Below are 12,412 nucleotides of genomic sequence, written 5' to 3'. Positions count from 1 at the left end.
CGGATTACTCCCGGTTCTCGAAGTCGATGCGCGGATCGACCAGGGTGTAGACGATATCGCTGATCAGCTTCATGACCAGCCCGAACAGGGTGAAGATGAACAGCGTGCCGAAGACCACCGGGTAGTCGCGGTTCATCGCCGCTTCGAAGCTGAGCAGGCCGAGGCCGTCGAGGGAGAAGATCACCTCGATCAACAGCGAACCGGTGAAGAAGATCCCCAGCAGCGCAGCCGGCAGGCCGGCAATCACCAGCAGCATGGCGTTGCGGAATACGTGCCCGTAGAGCACGCGGCGTTCGGTCAGGCCCTTGGCGCGGGCGGTGACCACGTATTGCTTGCCGATCTCGTCGAGGAAGCTGTTCTTGGTCAGCAGCGTGATGGTGGCGAAGTTGCCGATCACCAGGGCGGTTACCGGCAAGGCCAGGTGCCAGAAATAGTCGAGCACCTTGCCGCCGAGGCTGAGCTGGTCGAAGTTGTTCGAGGTCAGGCCGCGCAGGGGGAACCAGTCCCAGTAGCTGCCGCCGGCGAACAGCACCACCAGCAGGATGGCGAAGAGGAAGGCGGGAATGGCGTAGCCGACGATGATCGCCGAGCTGGTCCAGATGTCGAAGACGCTGCCATGGCGGACCGCCTTGGCGATCCCCAGCGGGATCGACACCAGGTACATGATCAGCGTGCTCCAGAGCCCGAGCGAGATCGACACCGGCAATTTCTCGATGATCAGGTCGGTGACCTTGGCGTCGCGGAAGAAGCTCTGCCCGAAGTCCAGGTGCAGGTAGTTCTTCAGCATGATCATGAAGCGCTCGGGGGCCGACTTGTCGAAGCCGTACATGCGCTCGATCTCTTTCACCAGCTCCGGGTCCAGGCCTTGCGCGCCGCGGTATTGCGAGCCGGCCACGGCGACTTCGCCGCCGCCGCCGGAGATGCGCCCGGTGGCGCCGCCGGAAGCGGCGTCGAAGCCTTCCAGCTTGGCGATCATCTGCTCCACCGGACCGCCGGGAGCGGCCTGGATGATGATGAAGTTGATCAGCAGGATGCCGAACAGGGTAGGGACGATCAGCAGCAGGCGCCGCAGGATATAGGAGAGCATGCGGCGTTACTCCCGTTCCGGCTCGGCGTCTTGCGTGGCTTCGGCTTGCGCCTTGCTCGGCAGCGCCTTGTCGCTGGTCTGCCACCAGGTCATCAGGCCCCAGTCGTAGAGTGGCGTCACCTTCGGCCGGCCGAAACGGTTCCAGTAGGCGACCCGCCAGGTATCGACGTAGTAGTTGGGAACCACGTAGTAGCCCCACGACAGTACGCGGTCGAGGGCGCGGGTATGGTCGATCAGGCTTTGCCGCGAGTCGGATTGGATCAGGCTTTCCACCAGGCTGTCGATGGCCGGGTCCTTGAGGCCGATGAAGTTGCGGCTGCCGGCCTTGTCGGCGCTGCTGGAATGCCAGAACTCTCGCTGTTCGTTGCCTGGCGAGTTGGATTGCGGCCAGGTCGCCGAGGTCATGTCGAAATCCCGCGAGCGCAGGCGGTTGACGAACTGCGAGACGTCGACGCGACGGATCTGCATGTCGATGCCAAGTTCGGCCAGGTTGCGCTTGAACGGCAGGATGACCCGTTCCATGTTGGCCTGGAACAGCATGAATTCGAAGCTCAGTGGCTGGCCGTCGGGACCTACCATGCGGTTGTTCTCGATCCTGTAGCCGGCCTCGGTGAGCAACTGGTAGGCCTTGCGTCGCTGCTCGCGGATCACCCCGCTGCCGTCATTGACCGGATTCTGGAAGACGTGGTCGAAGGCCTCGTCGGGAATCTTGCCGCGCAGCGGTTCGAGGATCTTCAGCTCGGCTTCGCTGGGCAACTGGTGGGCGGCCATCTCCGAGTTCTCGAAATAGCTGTTGGTGCGCTTGTAGGAGCTGAAGAACAGCTGCTTGTTCGACCATTCGAAGTCGAACAGCAGGCTGATCGCCTGGCGTACCCGGCGGTCCTGGAACACCGGGCGGCGGATATTGAAGGCGAAGCCCTGCATCCCCACCGGGTTGTGGTTGTGGATGCTGGCCTTGATGAAGCGCCCGTCGCGCAATGCCGGCGACTCGTAGCCGGTGGCCCAGTCCTTCGCCGAATATTCGAGGTTGACGTCGTACTGGCCGGCCTTGAAGGCTTCCAGGGCGACCGACATGTCGCGATAGGAGTCGATGGTGATGGTGTCGAAGTTATAGAGTCCGCGGGAGACCGGAAGGTCCTTGGCCCACCAGTCCTTGACTCGCTCGTAGCTGATGGAGCGTCCCGGATCGACCTTGGCGATGCGGTAGGGACCGCTGCCTACCGGGATTTCCATGCCGGTCTTGGAAAAGTCGCGGTCGGCCCACCAGTGTTTCGGCAGGATCGCGATCTGCCCGAGGATCAGCGGCAGTTCGCGGTTGCCGGCGTGCTTGAAGTCGAAGCGCACGCGAAGCTTGTCCTCGGCGACCACCTTGTCGACGTCCGCATAGTAGTTGCGGTACATCGGGTCGCCCTTGCTCACCAGCGTCTCGAAGGTGAACACCACGTCTTCGGCGGTGACCGGCGTGCCATCGCTGAAACGGGCCTGGGGACGCAGGTAGAAGCGCACGTAGCTGTTGTCCGGTGCCTTCTCGATCTTCTCCGCGAGCAGGCCGTATTCGGTGAACGGCTCGTCCTGCGACTGGAAGGCCAGGGTGTCGTAGATCAGGCCCAGCGAAGGGGCCGAGACGCCCTTGCCGATGAACGGGTTGAGGCTGTCGAAGCCGCCGAAGTCGGCCTGGCGGAGGATGCCGCCTTTTGGCGCATCCGGATTCACGTAGTCGAAATGCTTGAAATCGGCGGGATACTTCGGAGGCTCATCGTAGAGCGTCAGTGCATGTTTCGGGGCGGCGAGGAGCGGGCCGCAGCAGCCGAGCAGCAGGGCTGCCAGCAGAGGGGTGAAGCGGGGACGGATCATCGGGACGTCTCCAGGTTTTTCTGCCACCACGCGCGCAGGCCCAGGGTGTAGGGCGGGGTGGCGACGAAGGCGAAGCGGTTGCGGTACGCCAGACGGTGCGAATTGAGGTACCAGTTGGGAATGCTGTAGTACTGCCAGAGCAAGGTCCGGTCCAGGGCGCGCGCGGCGGCGACCTGTTCGTCGCGGCTGTGGGCGCCGAGCAGGCGGTTGAGCATGGCGTCGACCACCGGGTTGGCGATTCCCGCGTAATTCTTGCTGCCCTTGACCTTCACCTGGCTGGAGTGGAAGTACTGCCACTGTTCCAGGCCGGGACTGAGGGTCTGCGGCAGGGTCATGAGGATCATGTCGTAGTCGAACTGGTCCAGGCGCTGCTTGTATTGGGCGCGGTCGACGGTGCGCAGGCGCGCGTCGATGCCGATGCTGGCGAGGTTTTCGCGATAGGGCTGGAGAATACGCTCCAGGCTCGGATTGACCAGCAGGATTTCGAAGCGCAGCGGTTCGCCCTTTTTATTCAGCAGTCGGTCGCCGGACAGCTTCCAGCCGGCATCGGCCAGTAGACCGAGTGCATGCCTGAGGGTTTCACGGGGAATGCCGCGCCCCTCGGTGGTCGGCAGGCTGAACGGCTGTTTGAACAACTGCGCCGGCAATTGCTTGCGGTACGGCGACAGGTACAGCCATTCCTGGCCCTCCGGGACGCCGCTGGCGGCGAATTCGCTGTTCGGGTAGTAGCTGCACGAGCGCAGGTAGGAATTGCTGAAGAGGGCGCGATTGGTCCATTCGAAGTCGAACATCTCGCCCAGCGCCTGGCGTAGCGCGCGCTCCTTGAACACGGCGCGACGGGTGTTCATGAACAACGCCTGGGTCTGGCTGGGGATCTGGTGCGGGATTTCCGTGCGGATCACATCGCCGCGCAGAACCGCGGGGAAGCGATAGTTGTTCAGCCAGTTCTTCGCCTGGTGCTCGATGTAGAAGTCGAACTCGCCGGCCTTGAAGGCTTCGAAGGCGACGCCGTTGTCCCGGTAGAAGTCCACCACGACCCGGTCGAAATTGTATTTGCCGCGGTTCACCGGCAGTTTTTCGCCCCACCAGCCCTTCACGCGTTCGAACACCAGGCGGCGCCCGGGATCGACCTCGACGATGCGATAGGGACCGCTGCCCAGCGGCGCGGTGAAGGTGGTGGCGCGGAAGTCGCGATCCTTCCAGTAATGCTGCGGCAGCACCGGAAGCTCGCCCAGGCGCAGGATCAGCAGCGGGTTGCCGGAGCGCCGCAGGACGAAGCGCACCCGGTGGGGGGTGAGGATATCGACCCGCTTCACCTCCTGCAGGTAGGTGCGGTACATCGGGTGCCCCTGCTTGACCAGGGTGCGATAGGAAAAGGCCACGTCGCTGGCGGTGATCGGCCTGCCGTCGTGGAAGCGCGCTTCCGGCCGCAGGTTGAATACCACCCAGCTGCGGTTTTCCGCGTATTCCACGCTCTTCGCGATCAGGCCATAGCTGGAGGCTGGTTCGTCGCCGGACGGGTCGTACAGGCCGGTGCCCACCATCAATGGTTCGTTCAGCTCGTTGACGCCGTACTGGAGGAAATCGCCGGTGCCGATCGGGCTGGTGCCTTTCAGGGTGTAGGGGTTGAGCGTGTCGAAGCTGCCCGAGGCCATCAGGCGCAAAGTGCCGCCTTTGGGGGCGTCGGGATTGGTCCAGTCGAAGTGCTGGAAATTGGCCGGATACTTGAGCGTGCCGAATTGGGCATAACCATGGCTCTGGGTAATCGCGGCGAAGCTGGGCAGGCTCACGGCCAGGCCGAGGATCAGGAAGGAGAGGCGACGCATCAGGCGTGTGTCCGGGTCCTTGGCTATTTTTGACAACGAATCGTCAGGCAACAGTAACACCTTGCCCGCACAGGAAAAAAGAGGGAGCGCGGGCCTGTCCGGCCTAGGGTCCGGGGTTCTGGCCGCGCTTGCGAAAACGCCACGCCGGCAGGAGCGGGCGTGGCGTTTCGGGACGGCCTGCAATGGGCTGTCAGCGGCTCGCGGTGTCCAGGTACAGGGTCAGGGTCTGGCCGGGCTTGAGCGCCTGCTTGCTGCGCGGGTTCCAGCGCTGCAGGTGCTTCATTTCGACATTGAAGCGCTTGGCGATCAGGTACATCGAGTCGCCTTGCTTGACCTTGTAGTAGGTGGCGCTGTCGCGCTTGCCGGCGGCGTTTCCCTTGCGGGCCGCCAGGGCCTGGGGGCCGCCTTGCAGCTTGAGGGTCTGGCCGACCTTCAGGGCGTGCTTGTCCAGGCCGTTCCAGCGCTTCAGGTCGTTGACGTCGACGCCGTTGTTGCGGGCGATCTGCCACAGGCTGTCGCCGTTCTTGACCTTATAGGAGCGGGTCCTGGCCGGGGTGGAAGCCTGTCGGGCGAGTTGCTGGTAGACCGGCTTGACGGCGCCGCCGGCGATCTGCCCGGGGATGCTCAGTTGCTGGCCCTTGCGCAGGTGGTTGCTGGACAGGCGGTTGGCGCTCTTGAGCTCCGCTACGGTGATCCGATAGCGGTTGGCGATGCTGTGCAGGCTGTCGCCGCTACGCACCCGGTATTGCTGCCAGGCGGTGACTTCCTTCGGCTTGAGGGTGTCCAGCGAGGCGGTCAGGAACGCCGCTTTCTCCATCGGCACCAACAGTTGCTGGGGGCCGTCCATGGTCACGCGGCGCTTGTAGGCCGGGTTCAGCTGGTACAGCTCGTCCTCGTCCAGGTTCGCCAGCGCGGCGACGCTGGACAGGTCGATCCCGCGCTTGACCCGGACGGCCTGGAAGTAGGGCTCGTTGTTGATCGGGTTCAGGCTGATGCCGTAGGAATCCGGCGCCATGACGATCTGTGAGAGGGCGAGCAGCTTGGGTACGTAGTCCTGGGTTTCCTGCGGCAGCGGCAGGTTCCAGTAGTCGGTCGGCAGGCCCAGTTTCTCGTTGCGTTCGATGGCGCGGCTGACAGTGCCTTCGCCGGCGTTGTAGGCCGCCAGGGCGAGCATCCAGTCGCCGTTGAACATGTCGTGCAGGCGCTCGAGATAGGTCAGGGCGGCATTGGTCGAGGCGGTGATGTCGCGGCGACCGTCGTAGAAATTGGTCTGGCGCAGGTTGAAATGCTGGCCGGTGGCGGGAATGAACTGCCAGAGGCCGGCGGCGTTGCTGCGCGACAGGGCGAAGGGGTTATAGGCGCTTTCGATGACCGGCAGCAGCGCCAGTTCGAGCGGCATGTTGCGTTCTTCCAGGCGCTCGACCACGTAGTGCATGTAGAGGCTGCCGCGCGCGCTCGATTGTTCGAGGAACGACTGGTTGCTGAGGAACCAGAGGCGCTGGCGTTCGATGCGCGGGTTGGTGCTGATCGCATCCTGGAGCTGGAAACCGTCGCGCATGCGGTCCCAGATGTCGTTGTAGGCGGCGTTCTGGCCGGGCTGGGTATGCAGCCAGGAGGGGTTGAACTGGACGTCGACGGCTCGGGCGCCGGGACGTGCTGCTTTGGCCTGGGCCTCCCCCTTGATCTGGCCGCTGCCCTGGCAGCCGGCGAGCGCACCGGCGATGAGCAGGATGGACACCCGAACGGCGCGAGCCAGGGCGTCTAGATCGGGGGTTTTACGTGTCTGTGGCGGCATCGGCTGAGTGCTGTTCCGGGCAAAAATTCAGCCGATTCTAGAAATGACCTCAAGAGTGGTCAAGATTTCGCCAACCTTCAGAACTGGTCCTTCCAGGCCCTCAGGACGGCGAAAACCTCCTCCGGGGTGCGGTTTTGCTGGCCGCTCCGCTGGTCGGCTTTTTTCTTAACAGATTTTTCCGAAACGCGAAGAAATGGATTGGTCGACAATTCCAGCGAGATTTCCGACGGCAGGGTGATGCGGTCCCGTTCGCGCAGCCGGGTCGCTTCCTCGAAGCGTTCCCGCAGCGCCGCGTTGTCGGGCTCCACCGCCAGCGCGAAGCGCAGGTTGCTCAGCGTGTACTCGTGGGTGCAGTAGACCCGGGTGTTGGCCGGCAGCGCGGCCAGTCGCGCCAGGGAATGGTGCATCTGCGCCGGGGTGCCTTCGAAGAGACGGCCGCAGCCGGCGGCGAACAGGGTGTCGCCGCAGAACAGCAGCGGCGTCTCCGCCGGGTGGTAGTAGGCGATATGGCCGAGGGTATGGCCGGGCACGTGGAAGATCTCGAAGACCAGGCCGAGCACCTCGACCCGTTCGCCGTCTTCCAGCGCCAGGTCGCGGGCCGGGATCTTCTCGTTGGCCGGGCCGAGAACCCGCGCGCCGGTCAGTTCCTTCAGGGCCGCGACGCCGCCGACGTGGTCGTGATGGTGGTGGGTCACCAGGATATCGCTCAACCGCCAGTCGGGATGGGTGGCCAGCCAGGCTTCCACCGGCTTGGCGTCGCCGGGGTCGACCACCGCGCAGCGACGGCTTGTCGCATCTTGCAACAGCCAGATGTAGTTGTCGTTGAAGGCGGGCAGGGCGTCGATCTGTATCATGGGTCGATGTCGCTAAGCAGAAGTCATTGGCGCATAGTATTGCTTATTTTCCCGTCGTGCCGGCGTCCGTCGCCGCGAAGGGGAAGACGCTGGAGGTACGCATGAACGAACCGCAAGCCTTCGCCCAGACCGATGCCGAGTGGCTGGCATCGATCAACCGGGCGCGCGACTGGTTCCAGGGGCCGCTGGGCAGCCTGATGCTGGCCGAGGAGCGACGCCTGTTGTGCGACGAGCTGACCCGTTACTTCGGTGGCTACCTGGTGCACTACGGGCCGCATGCCGAACTGCCGCCGAGCACCGGACAGATTCAGCGCGGCGTGCGCCTGGGGCCGCCGCTGCCGGGCGTGGACATCGCCTGCGAAGAGGGCGCCTGGCCGCTCAGCGAACATGCCGCGGACGTGGTCCTGCTGCAACACGGCCTGGATTTCTGCCTGTCGCCTCACCGTCTCCTGCGCGAAGCCGCGCGTACCGTTCGTCCGGGCGGCCACCTGCTGCTGATCGGCATCAACCCATGGAGCCTGTGGGGCATCCGTCATTATTTCGCCGGGGATGCCTTGCGCCAGGCCCGCTGCATTCCTCCGTCGCGGGCCTGCGACTGGCTCAACCTGCTGGGCTTCGCGCTGGAGAAACGGCGCTTCGGGTGCTATCGTCCGCCGCTTGCGTCGGCAGCCTGGCAATCGCGCCTGGCTCGCCTGGAGCGCTGGGGCGACGCCTGGCAGTCTTCGGGCGCCGGCTTCTATCTATTGGTGGCACGCAAGCTGGTCGTGGGGTTGCGCCCGTTGCGCCAGAGCAAGCGCGAACCGCGCGGTCAGCTGGTGCCCATGCCGGTGGCGAAAGTCAGCCGGCGAGATTCCGAAATTTAGGCATGACAGATAAAGAACAGGTAGTGATCTATACCGACGGCGCCTGCAAGGGCAACCCTGGGCGCGGCGGCTGGGGGGCGTTGCTCCTCTACAAGGGCGCCGAGCGAGAGCTTTGGGGCGGCGAGCCGGACACCACCAACAACCGCATGGAGCTGATGGCGGCGATCCAGGCGCTGGCGGCACTCAAGCGTTCCTGTCCGATCCGTCTGATCACCGACTCGGAATACGTGATGCGCGGCATCACCGAATGGTTGCCGAACTGGAAGAAGCGCGGCTGGAAGACCGCCAGCAAGCAGCCGGTCAAGAATGCCGACCTCTGGCAGGCCCTGGATGAGCAGGTCGCCCGGCACCAGGTGGAGTGGCAGTGGGTCCGCGGGCATACCGGCGATCCCGGCAACGAGCGGGCCGACCAGTTGGCCAACCGTGGCGTCGCCGAATTGCCGCGCTGAGCGGCCACACCGAAACAAGCGTTCAGCAGCCGCGGCTGCAGCGAAACAGAGAAAGGCTCTATAGATGCGTAGCGTCGTACTGGATACCGAAACCACCGGCATGCCGGTGACCGATGGTCACCGGATCATCGAGATCGGCTGTGTCGAGCTGGAGGGGCGCCGCCTGACCGGTCGCCACTTCCACGTCTACCTGCAACCCGATCGCGAGGTCGACGAAGGGGCGATCGCCGTCCACGGCATCACCAACGAATACCTGAAGGACAAGCCGCGCTTCCGCGAGGTCGCCAACGATTTCTTCGAATTCATCCGCGGCGCCCAGCTGATCATCCACAACGCGGCGTTCGATATCGGCTTCATCAACAACGAGTTCGCCCTGCTGGGCCAGCAGGACCGCTCGGACGTGACCGAGTACTGCTCGGTGCTGGATACCCTGCTGATGGCCCGCGAGCGCCATCCGGGCCAGCGCAACAACCTCGATGCGTTGTGCAAGCGCTACGGCGTGGACAACTCCGGTCGCGACCTGCACGGCGCGTTGCTCGACGCCGAGATCCTCGCCGACGTCTACCTGGCGATGACCGGCGGCCAGACCAGCCTGTCGCTGGCCGGCAGCGGCGCGGAAGGCGACGGCAGCGGCCGGCCGATGGTCAGCCCGATCCGTCGGCTCGATCCGGCGCGGGTAGCCACCCCGGTGCTGCGCGCCAACGCCGAAGAGCTGGCTGCGCATGCGGCGCGGCTGGCGGTGATCGAGAAGTCGGCAGGTGGTCCGTCACTCTGGGCGCAACTGGAGGCGCCGGTCGGCGAATAGCCTGCCCATGCACCACGGGCGCCGCGTTCAGCGTGTCGCCCGGTCCACCAGCAAGGTGTCGCAGAACTGCTCGAAACGGCGGATCCTGCCGTCCTCTACCGTCCATACGTGTGCCACACGCGCTTCGAACGACTTGCCGCTGCGACGGTGGGTCGCTGCATATCGACCGACGGCGACCACGCTGTCGCCGCCGTCGATCAGGCGCTCGATCTCGACCCTGAAGCCCTCCCAGTCCCGTTGCAAGGCCTGGAACACACCGGCGCCGATGGCGGCCGCGCCGACATAGGTGCCGGCCAGCGGGAAACCGGCCATTTCCGTCCATTCGGTGCGTTCGTCCATGTCCGCCAGCATTCCGGCGAGGTCCCCACGGCTAGAGGCCGCATAGTGATCGCTGACGATCCGATAAGCGCTGCGCATCGTTGTCGCTCCGTAGCAGGGCAGAGAGGTCCATGCTCCTCGCTGGCGGGAGCGGAGGCAAGCGCGGCGCGCCGACTTGTGTTGCCGCGACCTTTTCTTACAAGGGCAAGCCGCCGGGGGTTACGCGCGTGCCGGCAAGTCTCTACCCTGAGCCGACCGGCGGGGTTCGCCCGCCTGCTGCTCGGGATCAACAATGTATAAAGACCTCAAATTTCCCGTCCTCATCGTCCATCGCGACATCAAGGCCGACACCGTTGCCGGCGAACGCGTGCGGGGCATCGCCCACGAACTGGAGCAGGACGGCTTCAGCATTCTCTCCACCGCCAGCTCCGCCGAGGGGCGCATCGTCGCTTCCACCCACCACGGCCTGGCCTGCATCCTGGTCGCCGCCGAAGGTGCCGGGGAAAACCAGCGCCTGCTGCAGGATGTGGTCGAACTGATCCGCGTGGCCCGCGTGCGGGCGCCGCAATTGCCGATCTTCGCCCTCGGCGAGCAGGTGACCATCGAGAACGCGCCGGCCGAGTCCATGGCCGACCTGCACCAGTTGCGCGGCATCCTCTACCTGTTCGAAGACACCGTGCCGTTCCTCGCCCGCCAGGTCGCCCGGGCGGCGCGCAACTACCTGGCCGGGCTGCTGCCGCCATTCTTCCGTGCGCTGGTCGAGCACACCGCGCAGTCCAACTATTCCTGGCATACGCCGGGCCACGGCGGCGGTGTCGCCTATCGCAAGAGTCCGGTGGGACAGGCGTTCCACCAGTTCTTCGGGGAGAACACGCTGCGTTCCGACCTGTCGGTCTCGGTCCCCGAGCTGGGCTCGCTGCTCGACCATACCGGCCCCCTGGCCGAGGCCGAGGACCGTGCCGCGCGCAATTTCGGCGCCGACCATACCTTCTTCGTGATCAATGGCACTTCCACCGCGAACAAGATCGTCTGGCATTCCATGGTCGGTCGGGAAGACCTGGTGCTGGTGGACCGCAACTGCCACAAGTCGATCCTACACTCGATCATCATGACCGGGGCGATACCGCTCTACCTGACTCCGGAACGCAACGAACTGGGAATCATCGGGCCGATCCCGCTGAGCGAATTCAGCAAGGAGTCGATTGCCGCGAAGATCGCCGCCAGTCCGCTGGCGCGCGGTCGCGAGCCGAAGGTGAAGCTGGCGGTGGTGACCAACTCCACCTACGACGGCCTGTGCTACAACGCCGAGCTGATCAAGCAGACCCTCGGCGACAGCGTCGAAGTGTTGCACTTCGACGAGGCCTGGTACGCCTATGCCGCGTTCCACGAGTTCTACGACGGACGCTATGGCATGGGCACCTCGCGCAGCGAGGAGGGACCCCTGGTGTTCGCCACCCACTCCACGCACAAGATGCTCGCCGCCTTCAGCCAGGCCTCGATGATCCACGTGCAGGATGGCGGGACCCGGAAGCTGGACGTGGCGCGCTTCAACGAAGCCTTCATGATGCACATCTCGACCTCGCCGCAGTACGGCATCATCGCTTCGCTGGACGTGGCTTCGGCGATGATGGAAGGGCCCGCCGGGCGTTCGCTGATCCAGGAGACCTTCGACGAGGCCCTCAGCTTCCGCCGGGCCCTGGCCAACGTACGGCAGAACCTGGACCGGAACGACTGGTGGTTCGGCGTCTGGCAGCCGGAGCAGGTGGAGGGCACCGATCAGGTCGGCACCCATGACTGGGTACTGGAGCCGAGCGCCGACTGGCACGGCTTCGGCGATATCGCCGAAGACTACGTGCTGCTCGATCCGATCAAGGTCACCCTGACCACCCCGGGCTTGAGCGCCGGCGGCAAGCTCAGCGAGCAGGGGATTCCGGCTGCCATCGTCAGCCGCTTCCTCTGGGAGCGCGGGCTGGTGGTGGAGAAAACCGGTCTCTACTCCTTCCTGGTGCTGTTCTCGATGGGCATCACCAAGGGCAAGTGGAGCACCCTGGTCACCGAACTGCTCGAATTCAAGCGCTGTTACGACGCCAACCTGCCGCTGCTCGACGTCTTGCCCTCCGTGGCCCAGGCCGGCGGCAAGCGCTACAACGGAGTGGGCCTGCGCGACCTCAGCGACGCCATGCACGCCAGCTACCGCGACAACGCCACGGCGAAGGCCATGAAGCGCATGTACACGGTGCTGCCGGAGGTCGCGATGCGGCCGTCCGAGGCCTACGACAAGCTGGTGCGCGGCGAGGTCGAGGCGGTACCGATCGCTCGGTTGGAAGGGCGCATCGCGGCCGTCATGCTGGTACCCTATCCGCCGGGTATCCCGCTGATCATGCCGGGTGAGCGCTTCACCGAGGCGACCCGCTCGATCCTCGACTATCTCGAGTTCGCGCGGACCTTCGAGCGCGCCTTCCCTGGTTTCGACTCCGATGTGCATGGCCTGCAGCATCAGGACGGACCGTCCGGGCGCTGCTATACCGTTGAATGCATAAAGGAATGAAGCCGACAGGCTA

General features: G+C 64.8%; 10 protein-coding genes. 4 read left to right on the top strand and 6 right to left on the bottom strand.

Features of this window, described 5'->3' with window-relative positions:
• Positions 1–4: 4 nt before the first annotated feature.
• From ACM0M4_RS17385 to gloB, 5 genes are all read right to left on the bottom strand, one after another.
• A complete protein-coding gene (locus ACM0M4_RS17385; protein WP_003098134.1) occupies positions 5–1,087 on the bottom strand; it encodes a microcin C ABC transporter permease YejB in 1,083 nt (360 codons plus the stop codon).
• Between the two features lie 6 nt (positions 1,088–1,093).
• On the bottom strand, positions 1,094–2,941 hold the full coding sequence (locus tag ACM0M4_RS17380; protein WP_023115405.1) for an extracellular solute-binding protein: 1,848 nt from the start codon (positions 2,939–2,941) through the stop codon (positions 1,094–1,096).
• Positions 2,938–4,767, bottom strand: a complete 1,830-nt coding sequence (locus ACM0M4_RS17375; RefSeq protein WP_054375942.1) for an extracellular solute-binding protein — start codon at positions 4,765–4,767, stop codon at positions 2,938–2,940. Before ACM0M4_RS17375 ends, ACM0M4_RS17380 begins: the two co-directional genes overlap by 4 nt.
• 190 nt (positions 4,768–4,957) lie before the next feature.
• Positions 4,958–6,562 (bottom strand): lytic transglycosylase domain-containing protein, encoded by a 1,605-nt coding sequence (locus ACM0M4_RS17370; protein ID WP_003122831.1) that lies wholly within the window; start codon positions 6,560–6,562, stop codon positions 4,958–4,960.
• Between the two features lie 77 nt (positions 6,563–6,639).
• A complete protein-coding gene (gene gloB, locus ACM0M4_RS17365; protein ID WP_004343011.1) occupies positions 6,640–7,416 on the bottom strand; it encodes a hydroxyacylglutathione hydrolase in 777 nt (258 codons plus the stop codon).
• 101 nt (positions 7,417–7,517) lie between these two features.
• Here gloB and ACM0M4_RS17360 point away from each other — a divergent pair, with 101 nt between their 5' ends.
• The 3 genes from ACM0M4_RS17360 (at position 7,518) to dnaQ (ending at position 9,533) form a co-directional block, all read left to right on the top strand.
• Positions 7,518–8,279, top strand: coding sequence for a methyltransferase domain-containing protein (locus ACM0M4_RS17360; protein WP_003087952.1), 762 nt, complete (start codon positions 7,518–7,520; stop codon positions 8,277–8,279).
• Between the two features lie 2 nt (positions 8,280–8,281).
• Entirely contained in the window at positions 8,282–8,728 is a 447-nt protein-coding gene (rnhA, locus tag ACM0M4_RS17355; RefSeq protein ID WP_003087954.1) for a ribonuclease HI, read from the top strand.
• A 64-nt stretch (positions 8,729–8,792) separates the two neighbouring features.
• Positions 8,793–9,533, top strand: a complete 741-nt coding sequence (dnaQ, locus tag ACM0M4_RS17350; protein ID WP_003087958.1) for a DNA polymerase III subunit epsilon — start codon at positions 8,793–8,795, stop codon at positions 9,531–9,533.
• A gap of 27 nt (positions 9,534–9,560) precedes the next feature.
• On the opposite strand, the gene ACM0M4_RS17345 is transcribed toward dnaQ, so the two are convergent.
• On the bottom strand, positions 9,561–9,950 hold the full coding sequence (locus tag ACM0M4_RS17345; RefSeq protein ID WP_003098144.1) for a nuclear transport factor 2 family protein: 390 nt from the start codon (positions 9,948–9,950) through the stop codon (positions 9,561–9,563).
• Positions 9,951–10,143: 193 nt separating this feature from the next.
• On the opposite strand from ACM0M4_RS17345, the gene ldcA reads away from it, so the two are divergent.
• On the top strand, positions 10,144–12,399 hold the full coding sequence (ldcA, locus tag ACM0M4_RS17340; RefSeq protein ID WP_003087961.1) for a lysine-specific pyridoxal 5'-phosphate-dependent carboxylase LdcA: 2,256 nt from the start codon (positions 10,144–10,146) through the stop codon (positions 12,397–12,399).
• The last annotated feature ends 13 nt before the right edge of the window (positions 12,400–12,412 follow it).

This window comes from Pseudomonas sp. 18-147 (assembly GCF_051048045.1).
GTDB lineage: Bacteria > Pseudomonadota > Gammaproteobacteria > Pseudomonadales > Pseudomonadaceae > Pseudomonas > Pseudomonas aeruginosa.
The sequence above is the reverse complement of the archived record's forward strand: the minus strand, read 5'-3'. Positions and strand labels throughout refer to the sequence as shown.